This is a genomic window from Pseudomonas sp. BS3767, from assembly GCF_900099665.1.
Lineage (GTDB): Bacteria > Pseudomonadota > Gammaproteobacteria > Pseudomonadales > Pseudomonadaceae > Aquipseudomonas > Aquipseudomonas cerasi.
Window position 1 is genome coordinate 56,294 of the sequence record NZ_FNCX01000003.1, and the last position, 25,337, is coordinate 81,630.

Consider the following 25,337-nt stretch of genomic DNA (forward strand, 5'->3'; position numbering starts at 1 on the left):
GGTCAGCCTGATTTTCCTGCAGTGAGAACCACACGATGTCCACGCTTGCGCTATTGATATGCGATGACTCGAACATGGCGCGAAAGCAGCTGTTGCGCGCGCTACCTGAAGACTGGGATGTGTCGGTCACGCTGGCCACCCAGGGGCAGGAAGGCCTGGAAGCGATTCGTAAAGGTCAGGGCCAGGTGGTCCTGCTCGACCTGACCATGCCGGTGATGGACGGTTACCAGACGCTGACGGCGATTCGTGCCGAAAACCTCGACGCCAAGGTGATTGTGGTGTCGGGCGACGTGCAGGACGAGGCCGTTCGTCGGGTCATGGAGCTGGGCGCGCTGGCGTTTTTGAAAAAACCCGCCGACCCGGACGAACTCAAAAGCACACTGGAGCGCCTTGGCCTGCTGGGCAAGCCTGCCGCGTCACCGGTTGCACTGCCGGCCCTCAACAACAAGGGCGGGGTGATCAGCTTTCAGGATGCCTTCCGCGAAACCATCAACGTCGCCATGGGCCGTGCAGCGGCGTTGTTGGCCAAGGTGCTGGGCGTGTTCGTGCAACTGCCGGTGCCCAACGTCAACATGCTTGAAGTTGGCGAGTTGCACATGGCGCTGGCCGACGCTCACAGCGACCAGCGTCTGACCGCGGTGTGTCAGGGCTACATCGGTGGCGGTATCTCTGGTGAAGCGCTGCTGATTTTTCATGATTCGGAAATCTCCGGAATCTCGCAACTGATGGGCGGCGATCACTCCGACAGTTCCGACATGGAGATGCTGCTCGATCTGTCCACGATCCTGATCGGCGCCTGCCTGAGCGGCATTGCCGAACAGATCGACATTGCCTTTTCGCAGGGCCATCCCCAGTTGCTGGGTGCACAGGGCGGCATCGACGAGCTTATCCGCATCAATCAACAGCGCTGGAAAAAGACCCTGGCGGTCGAAATCAGTTACAGCGTGGAAGGCCACAATCTGCATTTCGATCTGCTGATGCTGTTCACCGAAGATTCGGTCGAGCTGCTTACCAAAAAACTTGCCTACATGATGAGCTGACCCATGAGCAACGCTATTGAAATCAACGAGCTTCATTGGTTGCTGGCCGTCACGCAGAACATTGACGTAGGCATCGTGGTGCTGGACCTGAACTACCGCGTGACGGTCTGGAATACCTTCATGGAAAACCGCTCGGGTGTGGTGCCCTACGTGGCAGTCGACAAGACCTTTTTCGAGATTTTTCCGGAGGTCAACGCGAAGTGGTTCAGCAAGAAAATCGATAACGTCGTGACCCTCGGCACGCCGGCGTTCACCATCTGGGAGCAGCGGCCGTATCTGGTGCGTTTCAAGAATTATCAGCCGATCACCGGGCAGGAGGAGTTCATGTATCAGAACACCACCCTGTTCCCGCTGCGCTCGACCACCGGGGCGATCAGCCATGTGTGTCTGGTGATATATGACGTTACCGACGTCGCGGCCAACCGCAATCAGTTGCTGGCGGCCAACAACAAGCTGCAGCAACTGTCGGGCTCAGCGAAAAGCTGAGCCGCGCCCGGGCTTGGCGATGAATGAAACCGGCACTGCGGGCTTGATCCCGCTCGTGCTAGGATCGCGATTTTTCCGCTGACGCTCAGGGACATCATGCGACCTCAAGCCACCCTCACTGTTTTGCCTGTCGAGCGCCCGCTGGTCGGGCGTGTCAGCCCGCCGGGCTCCAAGTCGATCACCAACCGCGCATTGTTGCTGGCCGGGCTGGCCAAAGGCACCAGCCGCCTGACCGGCGCGCTGAAGAGTGACGACACGCGCGTGATGTCCGAAGCCCTGCGTCTGATGGGCGTGCAGGTCGACGAGCCGGATGACAGCACCTTCGTGGTCACCAGCAGCGGGCATTGGCAGGCGCCGCAGCAGGCGCTGTTCCTCGGCAACGCCGGGACGGCGACACGCTTTCTGACCGCGGCACTGGCCAACTTCGAAGGCGACTTCGTGGTGGATGGTGACGAATACATGCGCAAGCGTCCGATCGGGCCGCTGGTCGATGCCTTGCAGCGCATGGGCGTGGAAGTCAGCGCACCCAGCGGTTGCCCGCCGGTGGCCATCAAGGGCAAGGGCGGTCTTGAGGCCGGTCGTATCGAAATCGACGGCAACCTGTCCAGCCAGTACGTGTCGGCACTGCTGATGGCCGGTGCCTGTGGCAAGGGGCCTGTGGAAGTTGCACTGACAGGCAGCGAGATCGGTGCGCGTGGTTACCTTGACCTCACGCTAGCGGCCATGCACGCGTTCGGTGCCGAGGTTCAGGCCATCGGCGACGCCGCCTGGAAAGTCTCGGCTACCGGTTATCGCGCTACGGATTTCCACATCGAGCCGGATGCCTCGGCGGCCACTTACCTGTGGGCTGCGCAGGCCCTGACCGAGGGCGCTATCGACCTGGGCGTGGCCAGCGACGCGTTCACGCAACCCGATGCGCTGGCCAGCCAGATCATCGCCAGCTTCCCGAACATGCCGGCCGTGATCGACGGCTCGCAGATGCAGGACGCGATTCCGACGCTGGCCGTACTGGCCGCCTTCAATCGTCAGCCGGTGCGCTTTGTCGGTATCGCCAACCTGCGGGTCAAGGAGTGCGACCGCATATCGGCACTGTCCCACGGCCTGTGCGCCATCGCACCCGGCCTGGCGGTCGAAGAGGGTGACGATCTGATCGTCAACGCCAACCCGGCGCTGGCAGGCACTACGGTCGATGCCTTGATCGACACCCACTCCGACCATCGTATCGCCATGTGCTTTGCGCTGGCGGGCCTGAAGATCGCCGGCATCCGCATTCTCGACCCTGATTGCGTCGGCAAGACCTACCCGGGCTACTGGGATGCGCTGGCCTCATTGGGCGTCACCGTCCAGCGCTGACCGCGGGCGCAGCGGCCGTTTTTCAAATCCCGAAAAACGGCTGCATCATCCGCGCCAGCAACCCGTGAAAACGCAGCTTCGATTCAGTGGCCAGTACGCAAATGCATTCCCGGTCGGGGTAGGCGATGGGCTGGTGATGGATATGGCTGTCCAGGTCGGCCACATCGTTGAGTCCGAACTCCCCCTGCACGTCGTAATACGCGCCCTTGAGGACCATGGTCATCTCGCCGCTTTCGTGGCTGTGGACCGGCATGCTCACGCCGGGGGCGATTTTCAGCAGCATCAGGTTGCCCTGTTCGATGCCTTCGGCGCGTACTCGTTGTACGCCGGGGATCAGGGTCTTCCACTTCAATGTGCTCAGGTGTCGACCAAAATGCGCCTGCATGCAGACCGGCATCAGGTCCGGGTCCTGATTGGCCGCCGGCATCGAGTGCAGGGCGGGTAAAAGCCCCGCTTGCTGCTCGTCAAGCCGCGCCAGCATGGCCGATCTGCCCTTGAGCGGCACCACACTGCTGGTGTGCTGCTGCATCAACACACCGCCAATCGCCTCGGCCTGCCTGAGCCGCGCCCGGCACTCGGCACAGCGCTCCAGGTGCGCGGCAGTGACTAACGAGATGACCTGCGACAGCGCCCCTGCGGCATAACTGACCAGCGTGGCGTCGTCCGGATGATGTTGTGGACCCATCATGATTCCTCTATCCGCGAGCGCAATTTTTGAAACGCCAGGCGCAGGCAGGACTTTACTGTGCCGAGCGGCATACCCAGGCGTTCGGAAATCTCCCGGTGGCTGAGCGCTTCGAAATACGACATTCGCAACACTCGGGCCTGATCGGCAGGCAGGTTCTGGATGGCGATGTTGAGTTGTTGTTCCTGGCGCTGGCTGTAATCGAGTGTTCGATCTACCGGAGCTTCCAGACGCTCAAGTTGTTCCAGCGAGTTCTGCACCTGCACCCAGCCACGGTCCTTGCGCACACTGTCGATGTAAAGATTGCGTGCGATGCGAAACAACCATGTCCCCAGGCTGGCCTTGGCCGGGTCGAACGAGTCGGCCTTGTGCCACAGTTTGAGCAGTACCTCCTGCACCAACTCTTCGGCCTGACCTTCTGGCACATTCAGCCCGGTGAGGTAGCGCAACAGGCGCGGAGCGAAGTGATCGTAAATGCGCATGAAGCTATCGCGGTCCCTCTGGCGGGCCACGGCGGTGACTTCATCGATCCAAAGTCGGGTGATTGTCGATTCGCTGTGAGAGGGGGACAAGTGACAGAAGGTCCTGAGACTGGCAGTTATGCGCATGATCCACCTTCTGATCACCATTGTGTGGGTTTGGTTCGCTATGCAGAGGTGTTACGTAACGGGGGGGGGGAGTGGATCACAGGATGTGATGAGTGGCGGTTTGACTTGCAGATCCGGCCATGGCAGTGGCCGCGGGCCAGATCTTGCCGTCTTTGGCCACTGTCATTTCTGACAGTAGAGTCATTAACGTTAAATGATTACTTTGTGTTCTGGATGTCATCAATGTCATGGAGACAAACATGGATACTCGCGTTGCACGCGTTTCATCTTCGCTGGCCACCCTGTTGTTGATCATCGTTTGCATGGGGCTTATTTTTGCGCCTGAGCGATCACAGGCTCAGGTTGCGAACCTGGCGACCTGTCTGACAGGGACTCACACTGCCGACTGGTCGCCGGGACTGACCAACACCGATCAGTTGGTCAATGTATCGACGACAAGCAACTGGGGGCCCTGTGTTTCTCCTTCATTTCCTCTGGCAGTCAGCGCTTCGTCCAGTCAAAACTTTCAGGCGAATTTTTCCTGTCAGTCGTTGCTGCTGCAAACGCCGACCATTACATGGGTCATCAACTGGAGCGATGGCGCCACCAGTACTTACGAGTTCAGTGCGACGCTCAATAATATCGGTAATCTGAATACGACCATTGTGGGTGTCGGAAAAATCGTCGATGGCCGGTACAAGAATGCCAAGGCGATGAGTACATTTGTACTTGGCGATATCGAGTCCACATTGAGCAACGATTGCGCCAAGACGACCGGCGTAACCAGCGTTAGGGGTCTTTCAACACTGGTGATTGCCCAGTAACAGATGGCCAGGGAAGGCATGAAACAGCCTGCTACAAGGGCTTGTGATGCAGACTGACCCCTAGCCCCATCGACTCCCCCTGCCGTAACAGCTTCAACCCCGGATGCCCAGGCAAATGATGGGTATTCACCGGGTGGCTGACGGGCTCGAAACAGAAGAAATTCAGTCCCGGAGGGCAGAACACCAGAAAGTACTCGCTGCCGGTGGCGTGGCAGTGCAGTTCATAGCCCAGGTCCGGCTGGCTGATGACGCTGTGGCCGTCCCAGCCGGTGAAGCCGTTGTCCAGTCGTGCTTCGGGCAGCCTGTTGCTGTGCTGGAAGTCCCATTCGGTGGGCAGATCCTGCAACTCATTCGGCAAACCTGCCTCGTCGCACAGCCAGACCTGCGCAGCTTTGGCCTGCAAGCGTGTGTGAGGCGTGCGTGGCAGGTAAGGGTGCAAGCCCAGGCCGTGCCACATGGCGCGGCTGTCCAGATGAGTGGTGGTCAGTTCGATACTCAGTTTGCCGTCGTGCAGGGTGTAGCGCAGGTGCGCGCGGTAGGCGAATGGCGTCTGGCTGTCGAGTTGCAGGCAGACCTGCTCTGCGCTCTGCTCGATGACGGTCCATGCCTGCTGCCAGGCGCTGCCATGGATCGGCAGCGGGTCGTTGGCGCTGTTCGGCTCCAGGGCCAGCCAGCCGTCTGGTGTCTCGAAACCGCCGTTGCCGATCCGGTTCGACCAGGGTGCCAGCGGGTAGCAGGCCAGCCGACGAGGCGTCCCGGCCGCCAGAGCCTGTTCGTCGCTGGGGCGCAGCAGGGGTTGCCCACTGGCCAGGACGATCCAGTTGACGATACTGCCGCCGATGTCGGGGGCCAGGGTCAGACGGGTCAGGCCATCTTCAAGGGTCAGTACGTTCGTGGACATGCTTCAAAGCCTTTCTGGATGATTGAGAGTCAGGCGATTGGGCGCGACGCCAGGTCAGCAGCACGATGCCGCTGACGACGATCAGCCCGCCGACCACCTGACCGCTGCTGAGCAATTGATCGAGAATCAGCCAGCCAAACAGCAGGCTGGCCACCGGTTCGATGTTCATCACTGGCGCGTTGCGGGCGATGTCCAGCCGTGCCATGCAGATGAACAGCAGCGAGAAACCCAGCCCGTACAAAACCACCAGACTGGCCAGTGCGGTCCAGCCGACAGAACTCTTTGGCAGACCCACGCCGCCGGGCAGCACGCCGCTGCTGCCGGCGATGGCTGCGACGACAAACACCACGGCCATGGTCAGCATGCTGCGTACGCTGCCGCGCATGCCCGCCAGTTTGTTATCGGTAATCCACAGCGCAAAGGCGAACACCACCGCCGCGGTCGACGCGTAGGCGACACCCTCCAGCCATCGCGGCTCGCTGCTGCCGGGGTTCGACAGGCGCTGTGGCACATCCAGCGCCAGCGTCAGGCCAAACAGAATCAGGCCCATCAGGCCGGCTGCGCGCCGCGTTGGCCGGGCACCGCCCAATGCCCAGGTCAGCAACGCCAGCAGGATCGGCGAGACATTGACCACCAGCAAGGCCAGGGCCACCGGAATACGCGCTACCGCCGAGTAGATGCAAAAGCTCTGCGTGGCGATCAGCAACCCCAGAAGCAGCTGCCAGCGCCAGGTACTGGCAGGCAGGCTGAGCCTTTCACGCTGCCAGAGCACCAGACTGGTCAGTACCAGCAAGGTCACGCCGGAGCGACAGAGAATGGCCAGCAGCAGGCCGGTGTCATGATCGAAGGCAATGCGTGCCGCGATGTGGTTGCCGGCAAACGAACAGGCCAGCAGCGCCAGAATCAGCACGGCGATGTGGCGCGGAAACAGGGCAGGGGCAGACATACGCAAACCAGCCTCCTTGGCTGGACAACAGAGGTGCATGCCGGAGCGCTTTCAAGCGCTCCGGCAGCCTTGCAACTGGAGACGTCAGAGCACGACGCTCGGCAGCCACAATGAGATGGCAGGAACATAGGTCACCAGCATCAGCACCAGGAACAGCGCAACATAGAACGGCACCAGTGCTTTTACCGTGGCTTCGATGGTGACTTTACCCACAGCGGCACCGACAAACAGCACCGCGCCCACCGGCGGGGTAATCAGCCCGATCCCCAGATTGACCAGCATGATCATGCCGAAGTGCACCGGGTCGATACCGACGCCGACGATGACCGGCAACAGAATTGGGGTCAGGATCAGAATCAGCGGCGCCATGTCCATGACCGTACCGAGCAGCAGCAACATCACGTTGATGCACATCAGGATCACGTAGCGGTTGTCCGACAGGGTCAGGAACGCGGTGGTGATCTTCATCGGGATTTCCATCAGCGTCAGGATGTAACCGAAGCTGGCGGCAAAACCGATCAGGATCATCACGATGGAAATGGTGCGTGCCGCCCGGTGCATCAGTTTGGGCAGGTCGCGCCATTTGTAGTCGCGGTAGATGAACATGGTGACGAAGAACGACCAGAGAACGGCAATAGCCGCCGACTCGGTGGCCGTGAAAATCCCCGACAGAATGCCGCCGAGAATAATGACCATGGCCATCATGCCCCAAAGCGCTTCACCGGCAATTTTCAGTGCTTGGCGCAGCGGGATCACTTCACCCTTGGGGTAGTTGCGCTTGCGTGCGAAGATCATGCACAGGCCCATCATCACTGCGCTGAGCAGCAGACCCGGGAGGATCCCGGCCATGAACAGCGACGCGATCGACACCGTGCCGCCTGCCGCCAGCGAATAGAGCACCGAGTTGTGGCTGGGGGGTGTCAGCAGCGCCTGCACCGAGCCGCTGACGGTCACTGCCGTCGAGAAGTCTCGCGGGTAGCCGTTGCGTTCCATTTCCGGGATCAGCACCGAACCCACCGAGGCCGTGTCGGCCACCGAGGAACCCGAGATCGCGCCGAAGAAGGTCGAAGCCACGATATTGACCAGCGACAGGCCGCCGCGCACGAAGCCCACCAGCACTGCGGCAAACGCGACCAGACGTCGCGACATGCCGCCTTCGGCCATGATTGCTCCGGCCAGCACGAAGAACGGAATCGCCAACAGCGAGAATTTGTTCACGCCACCCGCAATCTGGATCATCAGTGCATCGGCCGGGATGTCGATCCACCAGGCGCCGATCAGGGCTGAAAGGCCTAGCGCGTAGGCCACCGGCATGCCAATCAGGATCAGCGCGATAAAGCTGCCCAACAGTATAAAAGCGTCCATTTATGCGGCACCTTCGCTTTCTTCAACGACGTCGAAATGCATGACCGCGCGATGACTCTGGTCACCCAGCAACAGCCTTTCCAGAACGAAGACCAGCGTCACGAGGCCGCCGAGAGGAATCGGCAGATAAGAGATACCGACGCGCAGAAACGGCAGTTCGCCGACGAATTGATTCCAGGTGGTGGCGCACAGCTTGAAGCCTTTGAAAATCATGAACAGGGCCACGATCCCCATCAGAATCTGCACCACCACGCTGGCGGCTCTGCGCACCTGCTGCGGCATGCGCTCCACAGCCATTGACACAGCCATGTGCGCGCCGGCCCGGTAACTGGCGGCGGCGCCGAAGAAGGTAAACACCACCATCAGCAGGATGGCGGTGGGTTCAGGCCAACTGGAACCGCTGCCGAGTATGTAGCGGGCAAAGATGCCCCAGGGGATGATCAGAGTCATGATCAACACCGAGAGACCGGCAATGCCGATGCAGACCCGATAAAGCGTGTCGTTGATGCGCAAAAGCGTATTTTTCATAAGGCTCACCACTGCGGCGGCGAACGAGCTGGTGCTCGTCCCCGCTGCGTAATCGGACAGGCTTATTGGGCCGCTGGGGTACTGGGTGCAGCCAGTGCCGGATTGGTCTGGACCGCTTCGATGCGGCTGATCAGATCCTTGTAAGGCGCGCCGAATTTGTCGCGGACCGGTTGAGTCGCGTCGTAGAAGGCTTTCTTCTGCTCAGGCGTCAGCGTGATGAATTCCACGCCAGCGGCCTTGAGCTTGGTCTCGGCATCGGCTGACGACTTGTCCCACAGCGCTCGCTCCTCCATCTGCGCTTCACGCGCCAGCTTTTTCACCAGTGCTTGCTGCTCGGGGTTGAGCTTGTTCCATGTGGTTTTCGCCATCACGATGGGCTCGGGCAGGATCAGGTGTTCGGTGATGGTGAAGAACTTGGCGTTCTGGTAGTGGTTGTGCTGGAAATACGTCGGCGGGTTGTTTTCCGCACCGTCAATGACGCCGGTCTGCAGCGCGCTGAAGATTTCGCCGGTGGCCATGGCGATGCCGTTGCCGCCCATGTCGTTGATGGTTTCGATAAACACCGGGTTGCCCTGAACGCGGATTTTCATGCCTTTGAGGTCGGAAATCTGCCGTACGGGCTTTTTGGTGTACAGGTTGCGGGTGCCGCCATCCATCCAGGCCAGGGCGACCATGTTGAATTGCGAATTGGTGATCTTGTCGAGAATTTCCTGGCCGATCTCGCCATCGATGATGGTGCGCATATGCGCCTGGTCACGGAACACGAACGGCAGGTTGAAGACGTTGACGTCCGGCACTACCGGGCCGACGATGCCGAGGCTGACGCGGGTCATCTGCACGGCGCCGCTCTGCACCTGCTCAACGACCTCCTTCTCGGAGCCGAGTACGCCACCCGCGTACATCTTGAAACTGATCTCGCCCTTGGACTGTTCTTCGAGTTTCTTGCCCATGTTCTGTTCTGCCACGACCGGCGCATAGCCAGCAGGGTGAACCTCGGCGAACTTGATTTTGACATCAGCGTGGGCCATGCCTGACACACAGAAGGCCAGCGGAAGTGCGGCGATGAGAAGCTTGCGTTTGAAGTCCATGGATATCTCCGATTTTGTTATTTTTGGTAGAGCTACGGGATTTTCGGCAGGGCGCTGTCAGCCCTGAAACGTGGGTTCCTCCAGGCCCTGAACCCCAGGTCGCAGGGCGAACAGGCCGCCAGCCAGTGGCTGATCGCTAATATCGCCACCCGGGCGAATGGACGTTACGAACAGCGTGTCCAGATTGGGGCCGCCAAAGGCACACATGGCCGGCTTTTTCACCGGCACGACCAGTGAACGGTCGAGTTTGCCGGTGGGGGTGAAGCGGTGAACCAAGCCTGCGTCGTTGCCACAGATCCAGTAGCAGCCGTCGGTGTCGATCGCCGCACCGTCGGGACGACCCAGGTGATGGTTCATGTCAACGAACAGGCGGCGATTGCGCGGCGTGCCGCTGTCGGTGTCGTAATCGAAGGCCCAGATCTGCTGCACGCCGGGGTGCGAGTCGGACAGATACATGACCTTGCCGTCGGGGCTGAACGCCAGGCCGTTGGGGACGATGAAGTCCTTGAGTTGTGCGTTCAGCGTGGTCTGGCCTGCGCTGTAGCGATACAACGCCCCCACCGTCGCCCCTGCGGCCATGTCCATAAACATGGTGCCCGCCCAGAAACGACCCTGTCGGTCGCAGCGGCCGTCATTGAAGCGCATGCCTGCCTGCGCGTGTTCGACGCTGGCCAGAAGCGTGCTGATCAGGCTGCCGTCTTCGCAGGGCTGCAAATGAAAGATTCCGTTCTCCATCCCCGCCACCCAGCCACCCCGATTGTCGGCGGCGATACAGGCCAGCATCTGCGGCGCTTTCCAGCTGCGCGTGCTGTCCTGATTGAAATCCCAGCGATGCAACTCGCCCTTGGGAATATCCACCCAGTACAACGCTTGATCACGCACGCTCCAGACCGGGCTTTCGCCGGTGGCGTTCTGTGCATCGACAATCAGTTCGGCATCCATGACGGTTCGTGTCTCCAGAGTGCTGCGAGGGGAAAGCGCTGCTTATTGGTCGCCGAACGGTCCTGAAGCCACAAAGGCACCGCCCTGGTAAAGCATTGCCGGGTCATCGGCTGCCGGCAGCGGCTGGGCGTCGACCTTCTCGCGGAACACTTCCGAGCTGTCCTTCGGTTTGTAATCCAGTTTGCTGGCCAGGCGGTTGTCCCACCAGACGGTCTTGTTGTCCGAGACGCCGTAGACCACGGTGTGGCCCACGTCTGGCGTGTACAGCGAGCGTTCGATCAACTGAGTCAGGTCAGCAAAGCTCAGCCAGGTACTCATCATTCGGCGGTTTTGCGGTTCGGAAAACGATGAGCCGATACGGATGCTGACGGTTTCGATGCCGTAGCGATCGAAGTAAAAGCTGGCCATGTCCTCGCCGTAGGACTTGGATAGACCGTAGTAACTGTCCGGGCGGCGAGGGGAGTGCGCGTCGATGGTCTCGGTCTGCTTGTAGAAACCGATCACGTGGTTGGAGCTGGCAAAGATCACGCGTTTCACGCCGTGCCGGCGGGCGGCTTCGTAGATGTGGAACACGCCGCAGATATTGGCGCCGAGGATTTCCTCGAACGGGCGTTCGACCGACACACCGCCGAAATGCACGATCGCGTCGACGCCTTCGACCAGTTGGTGCACGGCGTTCTTGTCGGCCAGATCGCAGACCTGAACTTCCTCACTGCCGTCGACAGCGGGCGCCATCTCGGCAATGTCGGAAAGCCGCAGCACTTTTGTGTAAGGGCGCAGAGTTTCGCGCAATACCTTGCCCAGGCCACCTGCCGCGCCGGTCAGCAGGAGGCGATTGAAGGGAGTTTGAGTGGTATGAGCCGATGCCATGAGAGAAGTCCCGATTGTTATTTTTGTCATCTGTTGTCGTATGACTTGCCGGATTATCGGCACCGCATACGCTGATTGTCAACGCGGCCAAGGTCTAAAAACGGGCTGTGCACGCACTTGGCCGGATACATTTGTAACAAGGCAAAACCTGCCGTGGCCAACAGGCTCTGCCACGCTTTCAGAGCAACGAAATAGGGTAGCTGACGAACACGCGATTTTCGTCGAATTCGTTGGTGCTGAAATCACGACGCAGGCTGGAGTTGCGCCATTTGACGTTCAGATTCTTCAGCGCACCGCTTTGGACGGTGTAGGCCAGTTCAGACTCCCGGCCCCATTCCTTGCCGTCAGTGATGTTGCCGGTGTGCACATTGTCGCCGCTGATATAGCGGTTCATCAGGGTCAGGCCGGGTACGCCCAGCGTCGCGAAGTTGTAGTCATGGCGCAGCTGCCAGGATTTCTCTTTGGCGTTGTCGTAGCTGGAGTTGTAACTGTCGTTGGCCAGGGTGCCGCCGCTGGTGCCGTTGACGCGCATCCACGCGGTATCGCCCGTCAGCTTCTGCAGACCGACATAGAAGGTGCTGCCGCCATAGCGGGCCGAGAGCAGCGCGTAGGCCGTCTTGTTATCCAGGTCGCCGGCCAGTTTGTTGCCGTCTTCCTTGCCGATGAAGTAACCCAGGTTCGCGCCCAGGGTCCAGTCGCCGAGCGGCTGACTGTGCAGCAGGTTGAAGAATTGCTGCTGATAGATGTCCTGCAGTTCCGAGTACCAGACGCCTACCTGGGTGCGCTTGTCGTTGAAGACATACTCGCCGCCGCCGAAGTTGAAGCGGTCCGAGGTGAATGCGCCTCGCCCGTTCAGCGACATGTCTTCCATGCTCGCATCGTTGCGTGGGCTGTTGCCGCGGAACTGGCCGCCATACAGCGTCAGGCCGTCGATCTCCTTGGACGTGACCTGGCCACCGCGAAACGTCTGCGGCAACGAACGACCGTCATCGGAGCGTAGGATCGGCAGCACCGGCATCCACTCGCCGACCTTCAGCTCGGTCTTGGAAACCCGCGCCTTGCCCGCCACGCCCAGACGCCCGAAATCATCGGCCGGACGCCCGTCGCTGTGGATCGGTAGCAGCTGAGTGCCGCCCGTACCCTTGCCGCCATCGAGCTTGAGCGAATACAGGCCCAGCACATCAACCCCGAAACCCACCACACCCTGAGTAAAGCCCGACTTGGCGTCGAGAATGAAGCTTTGTGTCCATTCCTCGGCCTTGCTCTGTGGCGCGGCACTGCTCGGGTATGCAGGATTGGTGAAATTACGGTTGAAGTAGGCGTTACGCAGGGTGAGCGTGGCCTTGGTGTCGTCGACGAAACCTTCGGCCATGCCGAGCATCGGGAAAATCAGCGTCATACCGCCGAAGCCCAGCAGGATGCGTGAGCGGGTAGTGTGAGATGTCATTATTGTTGTGCTCCCTTGTTTAGTGAAACCGTCCCCTTTCCTGGCCCCGCGCAAGCGGCGGCCGACACCTTCGAGGATTACGTGATGCCTGTCGCCAGGCATGGCCTCGACCTGCAGGCGGCCGAGTACCGTTCGCTGTGTTTCAGCGAATGTTGTTAATCGAGAAGGGTGTCTGGTAGTGCGAGTTTTCAGTAAACAATACGTCACTGATCAGGGCTTCAATGATTGAGCCCTTGCTGATCGAGCGAGCAGGCGCGGCGAGAGTGTTCATGATGGACTGGCCTCGGTGTTGTTTTTATTTTTGGCGTTATAGGTTGTCGTACAACCGTGGGGATTATTTGCAGACCGCTGCGGCGTTGTCAACGCACCCATGGTCGAGGTTTAACGATTCACCGGCCATTTACAGCGCCACTGATACCAAAATTAAATGCGAGTGAACGCGGCGGCCGGGTGTGCAGTCCACCCGATAATCCCATTTACTTTTTGGAGACTGCCGAATGAATCGTTTCACCCAGAAAGTCGTCGTCGTCACAGGTGCCGGTTCCGGAATCGGCGCAGCGACCGCCAAACGTTTTGCCGAGGAAGGCGCAAGCGTCGTGCTGGTCGGCCGCAATCACGACAAGCTGGCCAAAGTAGCCGCCCAACTGAAGGGCGAAGGGCACTTGGTCAGAGCCGCGGACGTGGCCGACCCGAGCGACGTGGAAGCGCTGTTCAAGGAAGTGGCGACGCGCTTCGGGCGCCTGGATGTGCTGGTCAACAATGCCGGCATCGTCAAGTCCGGCAAAGTGACCGAGTTGGGCATAGAGGACTGGAAAGAGTTGATGTCCGTGGACCTGGACGGCGTGTTCTATTGCACCCGCACCGCCATGCCTGCACTGATCGCCAGCAAAGGCAACATCATCAACGTCTCGTCGGTGTCCGGTCTGGGCGGCGACTGGGGCATGAGTTTCTATAACGCGGCCAAGGGCGCGATCACCAACTTCACTCGTTCGCTGGCCATGGACCATGGTGCTGACGGCGTGCGCGTGAATGCCGTCTGCCCCTCACTGACCCGCAGCGAGCTGACCGAAGATATGCTCGGTGACAAAGCGTTGATGGCCAAGTTCATGGAGCGCATCCCACTGGGTCGCCCGGGTGAAGCCGAAGACGTCGGCGATGTGATCGCTTTCCTGGCCAGTGACGACGCGCGCTTCGTGACCGGCGTCAACCTCCCGGTCGATGGCGGCCTGTCGGCATCCAACGGGCAGCCGCCACAGGCGTGACTGTCAGGAGTGCAGAAACAATCAAGCCCGGTAAAGACCGGGCTTGATGTCAACGCTGGGTGATCAGATCCGGAAGTGGCTGACCATCGTTTGCAATTGCCCGCCCAGGCGCGCCAGTTCGACGCTGGACGCAGCGGTTTCTTCGCTGGCCGAAGCCGTCTGCTCGGAGACATCGCGCACGTTGACGATGCTGCGGCTGATTTCTTCGGCAACCGCGCTTTGCTCTTCAGCGGCGGCGGCAATCTGCTGGTTCATCGCCTGAATGCTCGACACCGTCTGCGTGATGCTGCCCAGCGACGTGCCAGCCTTACGGCTGAGGGTCACGCTGCTGACGGTCAGTTCGCGGCTGTTGAGCATGATGCTGGACACCTGGCGCGTACCGCTCTGCAACGCAGCGACCAGTGTTTCGATCTCCACGGTGGATTGCTGTGTACGTTGTGCCAGGCCGCGGACTTCGTCGGCAACCACGGCAAAACCACGTCCGGCTTCACCCGCACGCGCTGCTTCGATAGCAGCGTTGAGCGCCAGCAGGTTGGTCTGTTCCGCCACCGCCTTGATGACGTCCATCACCTTGCCGATCTTGTCGCTTTCCTGCTCCAACTGAGTCATGGCGTCGGCCGAGCGACCCACTTCGTTGGCCAGTCGCTCGATCTGGGCGATCGCTTCACCCACCACCTTGTCACCGTCACGCGCTTCGCGGTCGGCGTTGGAAGCGGCTTGCGAGGCCTGTTCGGCGTTACGCGCCACTTCTGCAACCGTCGCCGACATCTCGTGCATGGCGGTGGCGACCTGGTCGGTTTCGACTTTCTGGCTGTTGACGCCAGCGCTGGTCTGTTCGGTAACCGCCGACAGTTCTTCGGCGGCACTGGCGATCTGTACGACGCTGTCGCGAATACCGCCAATCAGCTCGCGCAGTGTGGTGCCCATGCGCTGGATGCCTTGCTGCAGAACGCCGAGCTCATCTCGGCGTGTCACGGCCAGGGTCTGGGTCAGGTCACCGGATGCGATACGATCGACCACCGCCAGGGTTTCCTGCAGAGGACGGGTAATCTGCCGGGTAATAATGACTGCGGCGATGATGCCCAGAATGATAGCCAGCAGTGTGCAGACAATCTGCGTGGTACGCGCCTGTGCGCTTTCCTGATCGCGGCGATCCAGTTGCAGCTTGTACATGTCCTCGCTGATCTTGACGATATCCTGGCCTTGCGTGGTCATTTCCTTGCGCGCCTGGACAATCGTGCCCGTGGCGGCCTTGAAGTTCTGCAAGGTCGCCCGGTACGCCATCAACGAGGTTTCCAGCTGCCTGAGCTGATCGGCCTGAGTGCCGCTGAAGGTTGCCTTGAGCGCATCCAGATCCTTGATGGCCGCATCCAGTTTCGAGACGGCTGCCTGCTCGGTCTCGGGTGTGGCATTGGTGGTGTAACCGCGCACTTCATAGCGTGCGAGTCTCAAGTCATCTTTTGCGTCGGTGACAAGTCGGTACTGCTCGAAGCGGTTGGCGTCAGCCGGGTCCATGTTTTTGACTTCAGTCACAAGCTGCTCGAATACCGCGAGGCTTTTGACAGCATGGGTCGTCAGCTCATCACGAGCCGCAGTGCTGGCCTTGTAGCCACTGCGCATATTGTTGAGGGACTTCTGGTAGTCAGCGATCACGATGCCCAACTGATCGAGCATTTTCACGTTTTCGGGACTTTTGAACGAGGCCCGAAGTTTTTCCTGATACGCCTTGAAGCTGTCCAGCGAAGTCTGCACGGTTTCGGCAACCTTCTCGTCGCCGTCGGCCACCATGTACTGGAGGCGTGTCACGCGCAGTTTGGTCAACTGGGCATTGAGTGAAGTAATGTCACTCATCCAGTTGCTGCGATTGATCAGCCCGCTCATGCTGGTCCAGCCAGTCAATGCAAGAATGGCTGTAAAAACAAGTACTAGACCGAACCCAAGGGCCAGTTTCATATTCACGCTGATGTTTGCAAACCAGCTACTCATTGAATTCTCCAACAACTGCCATTGAAACGGTGTTATCCCTGAAAGGTATGGCATACAGGTCAGGGCAGGGTGAGGTATACAGACGCTATCGGCAGGGACCGGCCAAGCTGAAATAAAAAATAAAGAAAGTTCCAAGACGCGCCGAGTATTTTTTTCAGGCATATCAATTGCGTCGGCACACCGTTATAAAGCACTGCCAACGTCATTGGAGTACAGCGCAGCATTTCACGGGAAAGGCACGCTATTGGCTGTGTTTACGCGATTAAAACCCTATTCGTTGTAGGTTCATTGTGTGTGCAGGGCATGACATTTTTTGTGTCGCAAGTTGCTCTGGCATCTGAGCTTTCTTCTAGCAGTCCTTTTGAGATGCCTTGTCATGAATTTGAAGTTTCGTCATAAGATCCTGTTGGCCGCGGCCGGTGTAGTGGTGCTGGCGTTCGCCTTGTTCACCTTTTACAACGATTACCTGCAACGTAAGACGATCAACCAGAACCTTGAGTCCTCCGTGGGCCAAGCGGGTCAGCTGACTGCCAGCAGCGTCCAGAACTGGCTGAGCGGACGCATTCTGGTGTTGGAAAATCTCACCCAGAACGTAGCCTTTCAGGGGGTCAATTCCGATCTCAGCGGGCTGGTATCGCAGTCTGCGCTGGTATCGACCTTCCAGTTCACCTATGTCGGTGACAGCAAAGGCACGTTCACTCAGCGGCCCAACGTGGACATGCCTGCGGGCTACGACCCTCGCCAGCGGCCCTGGTACAAGTCCACTGTCGACGCGGGCAAAACCATTCTCAGCGCGCCTTATCAGGCTTCCGTGGGTGGCCTGGTTGTAACGATCGCCAGCCCGGTCAAGGCGGCAGGTCAGGTCACCGGTGTCGTCGGTGGCGATCTGAGCCTCGACACGCTGGTCAAGATCATCAACTCGGTCGAATTCGGTGGGCTGGGTTACGCCTTTCTGGTCAGTGGCGACGGGCAGATCATCGTCAGTCCGGACAAGGAACAGGTGATGAAAAACCTCAAGGACATCTACCCCGGACAGACCATCAGCCTGGACGCGCGCCTGCGTGAGGTGACCCTCAATGGTCAGCAACGGCTGCTGTCATTCACCCCGATTACCGGGCTGCCCTCGGCTGACTGGTACATCGGTCTGTCGATCGACAAGGACAAGGCCTATGCGCCCTTGAGCCAGTTTCGCAGCTCGGCGATGGTTGCCGTGCTGATTGCCGTTGCCGTGATTGCGTTGCTGTTGAGCCTGCTCATTCGCGCGCTGATGCGCCCTCTGACCGACATGGGCCGTGCGATGCAGGACATCGCCCAGGGCGAGGGTGACCTGACCCGGCGTCTGAGCATTCAGGGCAAGGACGAGTTCGCCGCACTGGGTGGTTCGTTCAATCAGTTCGTGGAGCGCGTGCATGCGTCCATCGCTGAGGTCTCCTCCGCAACGCTTCAGGTGCATGACCTGTCGCAGCGGGTGGTCAACTCCTCCAACTCGTCCATCGTCGGTTTCGATGAGCAGAGCGCCCGGACCAACAGCGTCGCTGCAGCGATCAACGAGCTGGGAGCTGCAACCCAGGAGATTGCCCGCAACGCATCGGACGCCTCGATCCAGGCCAGTGAGGCCCGCAATCAGGCAGAAGACGGTCAGGTAGTGGTCGAGAAGACCATCCACGCCATGAGCGCGTTGTCGGCCAAGATCAGTGATTCCTGCACGCAGATCGAGCAACTCAACGCCAGCACCGAAAACATCGGCCACATTCTTGATGTCATCAAAGGCATCTCGCAGCAGACCAACCTGCTGGCGCTCAACGCCGCTATCGAAGCTGCCCGCGCGGGTGAAGCCGGACGCGGTTTTGCGGTAGTGGCCGACGAGGTGCGCAACCTTGCGCATCGCACCCAGACATCTGCCGACGAGATCCACAAGATGATTGGCGGCCTGCAGACCGGCTCTCAGCACGCCGTACTCAACATGAATGAAAGTCAGACGTCGAGTCAGGAAAGTGTCGAAGTTGCCAATCAGGCCGGTAGTCGTCTACGCGATGTAACGCGGCGCATTGGCGATATCGACGGCATGAATCAATCCGTCGCTGCGGCGACAGAAGAGCAGACCGCTGTTGTCGAAACACTCAATATCGATATCAATCAGATCAACACGCTCAATCAACAAGGCGTGGCCAACCTTAATGAAACGCTCAAGGATTGTGCTGCGCTTTCGCAACAGGCCGGACGTTTGAAACAACTGGTCGACAGTTTCAAGATTTGACCGTACATCCAGTGACAGAGGCCGGGCCACTTGCCCTGAGTAGATGGCCCGGTCTGTAAGGGTGAGGGCTAGAAGCACCTGTGCGTAGGTGTTTTATCAAACCCGCCGGACGTTACAGCGTCATCCGCCCATAAAAAAGCCTGCTCAATGGCAGGCTTTTTGGTCATAGATCTTTTTTAACTTCTTTATCGATATGCTTGTCAGCCTTGTGACGCTCTTTGTCGTCATGCCTCGCACCTTTGTCGACCTCGTCGGCGTCGTGCTTCACACCTTTGTCCACTTCCTTGGCGTCATGATCGATACCTTTATCCAGCTCACGGTTATCGTGTCGGACACCCTTTTCGAGCTCACTCTCTGCTAAGGCCACGGGCGCTACAGCACCCGCCAGGAAGAGGGCGGCAGTCATTGAGAGTACGAGTTTACGCATGCTTCGCTCCTTCAAGAGAAATGCTGGCTCGTCTTGAGCCAGCATTTTCGAGCATAGACCAGGCATTCAAAGTGAAAAATGCAGTTCGTCGAAAGGCCGACTTGAGTAACGATCCAGTCCCGGCCTTCAAGCAACTGCTTTAACAAGAATGCTTTCGTCGATCTGCTCAATCGATGTCACCCCGGTCAACGTCATCGCCACATGCATTTCCCTGGCAAAAATATCCAGCATATTCTCGACGCCACGCTGCCCATCGGCGCCCAGCGCATAAGCCATCGAGCGTCCGAGTAACATGCCTTTGGCGCCAAGAGCGAGCATGCGCACCACATCAAGACCCGAGCGAATGCCGGAGTCGGCCAGCACCGTCAGGTCACTGCCGACCGCCTGAACAATAGGCTGCAAGGCCTTGGCGGTGGACAGCACGCCATCCAGCTGACGTCCGCCGTGGTTGGATACCACAATGCCGTCCGCGCCAAAACTCAGCGCATCCCTGGCATCCTGCGGATCTAGAATACCCTTGATGATCATCGGGCCTTCCCAGAACTCACGAATCCACTCCAGATCCTTCCAGCTGATGGACGGGTCGAAGTTGTTCGCCAGCCAGCCTACATAATCTTCCAGCGTGGTGGCCTTGCCCAGGTATCTGGAGATATTGCCCAGATCATGAGGGCGACCGAGCAGGCCGACATTCAGCGCCCAGTCCGGCTTGGTCATGGCTTGCAGAATGCGTCGAGGCGCGGCATAAGGCCCGGACATGCCCGAGTGCGCATCGCGATAACGCGCGCCGGGCGTTGGCATGTCGACGGTAAAGACCAGCGTCGTGACGCCGGCTGCCCTGGCACGCTCCAGAGCGTTTTTCATAAAGCCACGGTCTTTGAGCACGTACAGCTGAAACCAGATCGCCTGCTTGCTCTGCGACGCTACCTCTTCAATCGAACACACCGACACCGTCGACAGGCAGAATGGAATCCGCTTGTTCGCCGCGGCCTTGGCTGCCTGAACTTCACCGCGGCGCGCATACATTCCGCTCAAGCCCACGGGGCTGAGGACAATCGGCATGGCCAGGGATTCGCCAAACAGCCTGGTTTCAAGACTCACGTTATCGACATTTTTCAGGACCCGCTGGCGCAGGCTGATATCGGCCAGGTCCGAACCATTGGCACGCAGCGTGTGCTCTGCATACGCACCGCCGTCAATGTAATCAAACAGAAAACGCGGGAGTTTGCGTTTGGCCGCTGCACGGTAATCGGATGCCGAAGAAATAATCATGACGTTTTCCTGAGCGAATAAATCTACGAACCAAGGCCGCCAGGGGTGAGCGGCAGGTTCAGATTACGGAAAAACCGACTATGATCAAAACAACTAATACAACTTGAATTCAGTCGGAAATCGAATACTTGTGAACCTTCGAACATTACGCACTTTTGTCGAAGTGGTGCGTCAGGGTAGCTTCTCCCAGGCCGCTGACGTGGTATCGCTCACTCAGTCCACCGTCAGCAAGGCCGTCAAGACCCTTGAAGACGAATTGGGCACGCCGCTGTTGAGCCGCATTGGCCACCGCAGCGAACTGACCGCCGCCGGTGAAATCGTCTACCGCCGCGCCTTGACCCTGTTGGCCGAGCGCAACGATCTGCTGACCGAGCTCAACGACCTGCGTGGTTTGAAGGGCGGCGTGTTGCGCATCGGTCTGCCACCCGTGGGCAGTGGTGCGCTTTTCGCCGCCATGTTCACTCAATACCGCGCCCGCTATCCGGATATCGATATTCAGCTCACCGAGCACGGCGCGAGCAAACTGCATGAGTGCCTGGCGTGGGGAGAAGTCGAGCTGGCTGCACTGTTGAAGATGAACTCGTTCAGTGAAGAGTTCGATTACCAGGATGTGCGTATCGAGCCGGTGGTGGTGGTCATGGCAGAGAACCATCCATTGGCCAAGCGCAAACGAGTCGTCATTGAAGACCTGGCCGAAACGCCGTTTATCCTCTTCGAGGCGGGGTTTGCACTGAACACCATGATCAAACTGACCTGCGACCGCAAGGGCGTTACGCCCAAAGTGACTGCACGCAGTGGTCAGGTCGACTTTATTGTGGATCTGGTCTCGGCAGGGCTGGGTGTCGCATTTTTGCCGAGGATGCTGGCGCAGAAGCACTATCACGACGGGATTCGATTGGTTGCGCTGGACGAGCCGGATACGGATTGGCATATGGTGTTGGCATGGCGCAAGAACGCGCACTTGTCACCTGCGGCCGAGGCCTGGTTGGCGCTCGCTAGGGAAACCCGTTTCCCGAAGACGTCCTGAAATCCCGGAGGCGTGCTTTAAGCACACGCAGGGGGGCTGGGGGCATAAGAGGTGTGGCAAAACGGGAAGGCCAGAAACAAGAAAGCCCGCACGAGGCGGGCTTCTTGTTGATTCACAGTGATCAGAAGAAAACTGTGAATCGGTACTTGGTGGTACACAGACATTTGAACTGGTTTGGCAACTTATTGTAATTTATAGATATTATCTATGTTGGTTTTCGTAGGGATACAGCTGGGGATACACGGCGACGTCTGCTGAGATGTTTATGGCCCGTTTTGCGGCTGCCGAAAGCTCTTGGAGCTTTGTACGACATACCCGATGAGCGGTATGCCATCATCAATACCCCTTGCATACGCTCCGGTCCGGCATGAGTTGTCCCGCATAGTGCTTCTGGGCACACACTGCGACATCGACACCGTATGCAAGCGACATGTGCAAGACCTCCCCATAAGCAACATCGATTGTCTTCGAGATTATCTGATTGGCATGCAATGCCTTCACATCAGACGGTATTTCTTGCTTGGATTGATAGCCATTTGCATTGATGGAGTGGCTCCGCCCCACTTTGTAGTTGAGGTTGATTGCCACTTTTGCGCCGGCTGCACTCGACGAAATGACTTTGGCGGTGCCATCAACTACCCCTAGGCCCAACGAGCAGTCTGTCTTAGATTGGTTACAGGAACGTAAATCCATGGGCGGATAGCTAAGTTGGGTTGTCCCTTCCGAAGACTCTAGGACATCCAAGCGCCCCCCGACACCGTGTGCATGCTGACCGAACAGATCAGGGCCATAGGCGGATATGGTGACAACAGCCGAATCTCTAGGGACAGATTTTTCACCTGCACAACCCGCAATAACAACATAGGCAAGCACAGCGATAAATCGAAAGCCACTCTGCATGAAGCGCGCTCCTTTAAATACATTGAATGCGCCTAACCTCATGTTCGACGCTAGAGGCACCATATACGGGATGCGGACACAATGCATTTCAACTCAACGCAGTTTGCGCGTAACGCAAATCCACCCCCATCCCGCTGATTTTTTGGCCGGGTGATTTATCGGGCAGTTGCCTTGACGAACATCTCTTGAATTATTGACAAGGCTGGCTCTGACCATGCTGCGCAAGTGCCCGCAAAGCCTTGTCCTGCGTGCCTTTCAGCGTTAAAGCTGCTTGTGGCGCCTGCTGAATCCGTCAAGACCTGACTAAATTTCGTCGAGGCTCCGTCTAGGGTTGTCAAGGATTTCGGCAGCCTTCCCGTTGCCGCGCAATCCGTCCAGAGCCTGTACAGAATCCGTCTCGGGTCTGCCATGGGTAAGAGATGGCCAAGCGGCAACTTTGACGCAGCCCGGGCTGAATATGCCCCGGACGCCCACCCACTTCGGATTCCGTCTCATGCCTGTCTCACATTTCGTCAAAGCATGGTCAAAGTGGAGGGCCAAGTTTTACACGCATTGCGAAGCGTCGTGGGACCGTATGGATCTCCAAAGCCACACCCCATGCCTCAACCACTTCATCAGGGGAGAGCAGTCCGGTAGAGCTGACACTCCCACTCGCCTGAATTGTTATGTCGCCCAGCACGGCCATGTAGGCAGCTATGGTTTGCGGTAGAACTAAGAGACCGGAACCGTGGCTATCGTGAACCATTAGATCGTCCCGACCGAGTGAAATGCTGTGGAGAAGTGCTCGATAAGTTCGGTGAGTGAACTTAGATAGTTCCTGATAGAAGATTCTTCGTTCCATGGCCGCGTCCATGCCGTCTAATGCTTCGATCAGTTTTCGGATTTCACCGTGAGAAATCGTCTTGTTTGCGTACCACTTCTTCAAAGCCAACTCGGCTTTTGGGGATTCCGCGTGCAAAAAGCGCATCACGTCGATTGCTTCAACCGCGTCCCGGAAGACCCGAGCAACTGGCCGGTGCCGCGTTTCCTTCAGTAAGGCCACGCAGTCCAGGAGTGATGCCAGCAAGTCCATGGTGATCAGCCAAGTTGCCTTCTGCAGTGACTGCTCGTCGCGATGGTATTTCAGCGTGTGCGGCCTGAGGCGTTTTATTATTTCGCGAAGCAAGGCGTCGCATTCCCTCAGGAATTGTTGTTGGGCTTCATGCTCATAAGGGTTGTCGTAAGCCTCTTGGGGATGGCGACCCCAGACAATACTCGTCATTTGCTTTCCCTTGAGGTCGGATGGCCAATCATAGCTGCTTTCCCATTGGAGGCGCGCCATGGCACTGTCGGACAATGTGCTATGCGGCGCCGAGGTTGCCAGTCAAAACATCTACGTTCTGGTGGAAACCACAGTGGAAACCATCGCCTGGCAACCATAGTTTTGATAACAGGCGAGCGGCCTGGTTCGCGCCTTGGTGGTTGCTAATCGGAAGTGCGTACCTCTGTGCGAAACTGTTGCCAGTATGTACACGAATGCGTACCAAACGTGCGTACTTCCTGCGCACAATTATGGGCAGGGCAACCGCATTTTGATCGTCGGTCAATAGAAAGGACCTGATCGCATAGCAGCGTTACAGCTAGGGAATAGTAACGGTCAGCCTGTCGCAGCGAGCGCCATGATTAATGGATACCAGGCTAACCGGTCGAAAAAACGAACTCTCGACAGTCTCAACTTACTGAAGGAGCCGCGCTGAAGCAACGAGCTAGCCGACTGATGGATTGTAGATCTGGCTGGCTGGAGGAAAGCGTTTTGACGATTACTATGAAAGATGCGAGCGTAATCACGGAATGCTCGCACGTCGAAACACAAGGGCAGTGGGATGGATCAGGACCGCGTTCATAGAGATACTCTCTACGCCGAAGTATGGGCCACGCCCATGCTTTCCCTCGCTCCCAAGTACGGAGTATCAGCGGTTTTTCTGTCACGGGTCTGTGCCCGCCTGAACGTACCTTGTCCACCCCGGGGTTATTGGGCGAGAAAGAAGTCGGGACAAAAGCTGAGTATTCCGCCTCTCCCAAAGTTGAGGGTTGGAGACCCTGCCGAGTGGAGGAAGGGTGATCAGCTACTCCGCAGTAAGGGAGCTGCGCCCGTTGATGCTGCGTTGAAAGGCCGAAGTGATAGCCGTTTGATGGTGATGGGATCGCTAGATTCGTTCACCGATGGCAGGGTAGAGGGCGACGGTTATCTCAAGCCAAAGAAACGAAATCTACCTGACCTCGTAGTTACAGAGCCTACTCTTCGCAGGGCGGCGATGATCCTTCAGAAAATAGCGACCCGTTTTCGCGACTATCAACATCAGGTTTCCGTCGCTTGTGGTCAGGCCGGGTACGCGCGCAAGGCTCTCGATGAGGAAGAGGGCCGGCTAATACGCTCGGTATTTGAAACAAGCAATTGGGCACCCGCTCGGCCAACTCTGGTATTTATCGGTGAGCTAGCAATCGGCCTGACGATCTATGAGCAAACGGCCGACAAAGAGGTCGTCTATATCGACGGTAAGTACCTGCCTGTAAGTGAGGCTAGAAAGCTCAAGCCAGGACTGTGGAGCGGAACCAGAGCTGCGCGCTACCAAGTGATTACTGATCGAGCTCCAACTAAACGACTCTGCCTCAGAGCATACAGCCCTTACCCTTTGGTCGATTGGACACAAACTTGGACGGAGCAAAATTTAAGCCTCTCGAAGCAGATCGATGAAATCGTACATTCGTTGATTAGCAGCGCTACCTCCTTGGGCCCCAGACTTGCGGAAGCTCATCGAGAGGCAGATTTGGAGCGGAAACGTTGGGAGGAAGAGAGAAGAATTGCTCAGCTGGAGTATCAGCGCTCACTAGTAATCAAAACTCGGAAAGATGCGCTACACGACCTCCTGAGCATCATCGAAAAGTGGAGCGCGGATAGGAAGGTTGAGGATTTTTTCGATGACATCATCAATCGCTCAGCCGACTTGAGTGAGGAGGCTCGATCTAAGCTCCTTAATAAGGTTCAGGAAGGAAGAAACCTTATTGGTAGCGTGGACAGTGTCGATGCGCTCATGTCATGGGTATCCCCACCGCCGTTGCTGAGTGAATAACTGACGTCGGGCGTTATGCTAGGGAAGGGCGGTAAGC

General features: G+C 58.3%; 24 protein-coding genes and 2 pseudogenes. 9 read left to right on the top strand and 17 right to left on the bottom strand.

Annotated elements, in window-relative coordinates:
- Positions 1–35: 35 nt before the first annotated feature.
- The 3 genes from BLR16_RS09250 to BLR16_RS09260 all read left to right on the top strand — a co-directional run bounded on the left by BLR16_RS09250 (position 36) and on the right by BLR16_RS09260 (position 2,879).
- On the top strand, positions 36–1,040 hold the full coding sequence (locus BLR16_RS09250; RefSeq protein ID WP_003433765.1) for a response regulator: 1,005 nt from the start codon (positions 36–38) through the stop codon (positions 1,038–1,040).
- A gap of 3 nt (positions 1,041–1,043) precedes the next feature.
- The gene (locus BLR16_RS09255) at positions 1,044–1,526 is read left to right on the top strand and encodes a PAS domain-containing protein (protein ID WP_003365711.1); all 483 of its coding nucleotides are present in this window, start codon (positions 1,044–1,046) and stop codon (positions 1,524–1,526) included.
- Positions 1,527–1,622: 96 nt separating this feature from the next.
- A complete protein-coding gene (locus BLR16_RS09260) occupies positions 1,623–2,879 on the top strand; it encodes a 3-phosphoshikimate 1-carboxyvinyltransferase (protein WP_054080624.1) in 1,257 nt (418 codons plus the stop codon).
- Between the two features lie 22 nt (positions 2,880–2,901).
- Here the strand turns inward: BLR16_RS09260 and BLR16_RS09265 are convergent, their stop codons facing one another.
- The gene (locus BLR16_RS09265) at positions 2,902–3,564 is read right to left on the bottom strand and encodes a ChrR family anti-sigma-E factor (RefSeq protein ID WP_058396851.1); all 663 of its coding nucleotides are present in this window, start codon (positions 3,562–3,564) and stop codon (positions 2,902–2,904) included.
- Positions 3,564–4,076, bottom strand: a complete 513-nt coding sequence (locus BLR16_RS09270) for a sigma-70 family RNA polymerase sigma factor (protein WP_003345995.1) — start codon at positions 4,074–4,076, stop codon at positions 3,564–3,566. The genes BLR16_RS09265 and BLR16_RS09270 overlap by 1 nt, the downstream gene beginning before the upstream one ends.
- A gap of 335 nt (positions 4,077–4,411) precedes the next feature.
- On the opposite strand from BLR16_RS09270, the gene BLR16_RS09275 reads away from it, so the two are divergent.
- On the top strand, positions 4,412–4,975 hold the full coding sequence (locus tag BLR16_RS09275) for a hypothetical protein (protein ID WP_003365706.1): 564 nt from the start codon (positions 4,412–4,414) through the stop codon (positions 4,973–4,975).
- Between the two features lie 31 nt (positions 4,976–5,006).
- Here the strand turns inward: BLR16_RS09275 and BLR16_RS09280 are convergent, their stop codons facing one another.
- The 9 genes from BLR16_RS09280 to BLR16_RS28840 all read right to left on the bottom strand — a co-directional run bounded on the left by BLR16_RS09280 (position 5,007) and on the right by BLR16_RS28840 (position 13,333).
- Positions 5,007–5,876, bottom strand: coding sequence for an aldose 1-epimerase (locus BLR16_RS09280; RefSeq protein WP_074805850.1), 870 nt, complete (start codon positions 5,874–5,876; stop codon positions 5,007–5,009).
- Positions 5,851–6,822 (bottom strand): EamA family transporter, encoded by a 972-nt coding sequence (locus BLR16_RS09285; RefSeq protein ID WP_054080628.1) that lies wholly within the window; start codon positions 6,820–6,822, stop codon positions 5,851–5,853. The genes BLR16_RS09280 and BLR16_RS09285 overlap by 26 nt, the downstream gene beginning before the upstream one ends.
- 84 nt (positions 6,823–6,906) lie before the next feature.
- Positions 6,907–8,187, bottom strand: coding sequence for a TRAP transporter large permease (locus BLR16_RS09290; protein WP_003433753.1), 1,281 nt, complete (start codon positions 8,185–8,187; stop codon positions 6,907–6,909).
- Positions 8,188–8,715 carry a TRAP transporter small permease gene (locus tag BLR16_RS09295; protein ID WP_003365702.1) on the bottom strand — a complete coding sequence of 176 codons (528 nt, stop codon included), beginning with the start codon at positions 8,713–8,715 and terminating at the stop codon, positions 8,188–8,190.
- 62 nt (positions 8,716–8,777) lie between these two features.
- Positions 8,778–9,803, bottom strand: coding sequence for a TRAP transporter substrate-binding protein (locus tag BLR16_RS09300; protein ID WP_003433751.1), 1,026 nt, complete (start codon positions 9,801–9,803; stop codon positions 8,778–8,780).
- Between the two features lie 57 nt (positions 9,804–9,860).
- A complete protein-coding gene (locus BLR16_RS09305; protein ID WP_024663310.1) occupies positions 9,861–10,745 on the bottom strand; it encodes a glucurono-1,5-lactonase in 885 nt (294 codons plus the stop codon).
- Between the two features lie 42 nt (positions 10,746–10,787).
- The gene (locus tag BLR16_RS09310) at positions 10,788–11,615 is read right to left on the bottom strand and encodes an NAD-dependent epimerase/dehydratase family protein (protein WP_054080629.1); all 828 of its coding nucleotides are present in this window, start codon (positions 11,613–11,615) and stop codon (positions 10,788–10,790) included.
- Between the two features lie 178 nt (positions 11,616–11,793).
- Positions 11,794–13,062 carry an OprD family porin gene (locus BLR16_RS09315; RefSeq protein WP_003433746.1) on the bottom strand — a complete coding sequence of 423 codons (1,269 nt, stop codon included), beginning with the start codon at positions 13,060–13,062 and terminating at the stop codon, positions 11,794–11,796.
- A 142-nt stretch (positions 13,063–13,204) separates the two neighbouring features.
- Positions 13,205–13,333: a hypothetical protein gene (locus BLR16_RS28840; RefSeq protein ID WP_256332995.1), complete on the bottom strand. Its 129-nt coding sequence runs from the start codon at positions 13,331–13,333 to the stop codon at positions 13,205–13,207.
- 226 nt (positions 13,334–13,559) lie between these two features.
- On the opposite strand from BLR16_RS28840, the gene BLR16_RS09325 reads away from it, so the two are divergent.
- On the top strand, positions 13,560–14,324 hold the full coding sequence (locus tag BLR16_RS09325) for a meso-2,3-butanediol dehydrogenase (RefSeq protein ID WP_003433744.1): 765 nt from the start codon (positions 13,560–13,562) through the stop codon (positions 14,322–14,324).
- Positions 14,325–14,387: 63 nt separating this feature from the next.
- Here the strand turns inward: BLR16_RS09325 and BLR16_RS29255 are convergent, their stop codons facing one another.
- On the bottom strand, positions 14,388–15,251 hold the full coding sequence (locus BLR16_RS29255; protein ID WP_371124103.1) for a methyl-accepting chemotaxis protein: 864 nt from the start codon (positions 15,249–15,251) through the stop codon (positions 14,388–14,390).
- Between the two features lie 39 nt (positions 15,252–15,290).
- Positions 15,291–16,472, bottom strand: a pseudogene (locus tag BLR16_RS29260) (methyl-accepting chemotaxis protein); the annotation flags it as partial.
- Positions 16,473–16,686: 214 nt separating this feature from the next.
- Between BLR16_RS29260 and BLR16_RS29265 the strand changes: the two are divergent.
- A pseudogene (locus BLR16_RS29265) lies at positions 16,687–17,661 on the top strand (cache domain-containing protein); the annotation flags it as partial.
- Between the two features lie 117 nt (positions 17,662–17,778).
- Positions 17,779–18,567, top strand: a complete 789-nt coding sequence (locus BLR16_RS29270) for a methyl-accepting chemotaxis protein (protein ID WP_371124105.1) — start codon at positions 17,779–17,781, stop codon at positions 18,565–18,567.
- A 163-nt stretch (positions 18,568–18,730) separates the two neighbouring features.
- On the opposite strand, the gene BLR16_RS09340 is transcribed toward BLR16_RS29270, so the two are convergent.
- Together BLR16_RS09340 and lldD are read right to left on the bottom strand one after the other, a co-directional pair.
- Positions 18,731–18,994, bottom strand: coding sequence for a hypothetical protein (locus tag BLR16_RS09340; protein ID WP_058396846.1), 264 nt, complete (start codon positions 18,992–18,994; stop codon positions 18,731–18,733).
- Positions 18,995–19,120: 126 nt separating this feature from the next.
- Positions 19,121–20,263 (bottom strand): FMN-dependent L-lactate dehydrogenase LldD, encoded by a 1,143-nt coding sequence (gene lldD, locus BLR16_RS09345; RefSeq protein WP_074805844.1) that lies wholly within the window; start codon positions 20,261–20,263, stop codon positions 19,121–19,123.
- 130 nt (positions 20,264–20,393) lie between these two features.
- Between lldD and BLR16_RS09350 the strand changes: the two genes are divergently transcribed.
- Positions 20,394–21,290 carry a LysR family transcriptional regulator gene (locus BLR16_RS09350; protein ID WP_074805841.1) on the top strand — a complete coding sequence of 299 codons (897 nt, stop codon included), beginning with the start codon at positions 20,394–20,396 and terminating at the stop codon, positions 21,288–21,290.
- 336 nt (positions 21,291–21,626) lie between these two features.
- Here the strand turns inward: BLR16_RS09350 and BLR16_RS09355 are convergent, their stop codons facing one another.
- Both BLR16_RS09355 and BLR16_RS09360 read right to left on the bottom strand, forming a co-directional pair.
- Positions 21,627–22,190, bottom strand: coding sequence for a hypothetical protein (locus BLR16_RS09355; protein ID WP_060407375.1), 564 nt, complete (start codon positions 22,188–22,190; stop codon positions 21,627–21,629).
- A gap of 523 nt (positions 22,191–22,713) precedes the next feature.
- On the bottom strand, positions 22,714–23,451 hold the full coding sequence (locus BLR16_RS09360; RefSeq protein WP_074805838.1) for a hypothetical protein: 738 nt from the start codon (positions 23,449–23,451) through the stop codon (positions 22,714–22,716).
- Positions 23,452–24,334: 883 nt separating this feature from the next.
- Between BLR16_RS09360 and BLR16_RS09365 the strand changes: the two genes are divergently transcribed.
- The gene (locus BLR16_RS09365; RefSeq protein ID WP_232917498.1) at positions 24,335–25,300 is read left to right on the top strand and encodes a hypothetical protein; all 966 of its coding nucleotides are present in this window, start codon (positions 24,335–24,337) and stop codon (positions 25,298–25,300) included.
- Positions 25,301–25,337 lie beyond the last annotated feature (37 nt).